Source organism: Streptomyces katrae (assembly GCF_000966975.1).
In the GTDB taxonomy this organism is placed as follows: Bacteria; Actinomycetota; Actinomycetes; order Streptomycetales; family Streptomycetaceae; genus Streptomyces; species Streptomyces katrae.
In genome coordinates this window covers 1-1121 of the sequence record NZ_JZWV01001684.1, presented here as the reverse complement: position 1 = coordinate 1121, position 1121 = coordinate 1, and the positions used below count along the sequence as shown (strand labels likewise).

The 1121-nt window shown below is 75.1% G+C and carries 1 protein-coding gene and 1 pseudogene; one reads left to right on the top strand and one right to left on the bottom strand.

Annotated features, from left to right (window positions below; genetic code table 11):
- Window positions 1-94: 94 nt before the first annotated feature.
- Complete coding sequence (locus tag VR44_RS40095; RefSeq protein WP_045952628.1) at window positions 95-568, bottom strand: SRPBCC family protein; 474 nt, start codon at window positions 566-568, stop codon at window positions 95-97.
- A 139-nt stretch (window positions 569-707) separates the two neighbouring features.
- On the opposite strand from VR44_RS40095, the pseudogene VR44_RS40090 reads away from it, so the two are divergent.
- Window positions 708-1121, top strand: a pseudogene (locus VR44_RS40090) (SCO7613 C-terminal domain-containing membrane protein); the annotation flags it as partial.

Genomic DNA, 1121 nt, shown 5'->3' with positions numbered 1-1121 from the left:
CGAACCAGTGACCCCTTCGGTGTGAACGAAGTGCTCTCCCGCTGAGCTAATCGCCCGGGAACGCACTGAACAATACAAGAGCCTCGGGGTCTGTTCAAACCGCTTCGGGCGGGGTGGTCAGCCGGGCGGCGAGGCCGTGCCGTCCGGCACGCATCATCAGCGCGTGGTTGAGCCGCAGGGCGGGCCGTCCGGCGAGCGCGAACCGGCGCAGCAGCGGGGCCCGCACCTCGACCTCCTGCTCGTAGACGGCCCGGGTGCGGCGGGCGGCGGGCCCGCCGCGCGGGCGTACGGTCCAGCGCGCCCAGCCGTCGAGGTCCCCGCCCAGCGCCACTTCCAGGACGCCTCGGGCGGGGTCGCGGAGGAGGCTGGTGAGGGTGACGTGGATCTCGTACGGGAGGACGGAGCGGATCACCGCGGTCCCGGACCGACCGCCGGTCTGCGCGACCCGGCGGACCTGCGGCCACCAGCCGGGGTAGTGCCGGGGGTCCTCCAGCAGGGAGTAGACGAGGGCGGGCGGGGCGTCGAGGTCCCACACGCTGCGGAAGCGGTAGTGCGTCCAGCGGGGCATGCCTCCAGTCTGGACCCCGGCGGGCGGGCGCCGGGGCGGTTCGCGGTGGAGCGGCCGGAACGCGGTGGGTGGGTACTCAGGGGTGATCTGAGTACGCCCGCCCATGTCCTGACGGAGTGACGGGCGCCACACTCCGGCTATGGACACCCCTCTGCCGCCGGCCCATGAGCTGGCGCTCATCGACGCCGAGCTGGTTCGACTCGACGCCCGGCGGCTGCACTTGCTGGCCCGCCGGGACTGGCTGCTGCGGCTGCTGTGGCAGCAGGGAGGGGCACAGCCGGGTCCGGCGGCGGGGGTTGGGGGGCCGGCAGGCGGTGCCTTCGGTCCGCCCGCCGCGCCCTTCTCCCCGGCCGCGCCCTTCTCCCCCGTGGCGTCGGCCGCGGCCAAGCCGGGTGCGCAGAACGTGCTGCTGGTGCTGGGCGCGGTGCTGCTGGCGGTGGCCGCGCTGGCCTTCACCCTGGTCAGCTGGGGTTCGCTGGGCATCGGGGGCCGCTTGGCGGCGCTGGCGGTGGTGACGGCGGCGGCGCTGGCGGCGCCCGTCGTGCTGCTGCGG

What these genes read in the sequence shown, in the direction of transcription:
- VR44_RS40095 (WP_045952628.1), bottom strand. Translation starts at nt 568, where the DNA reads ATGCCCCGCTGGACGCACTACCGCTTCCGCAGCGTGTGGGACCTCGAC.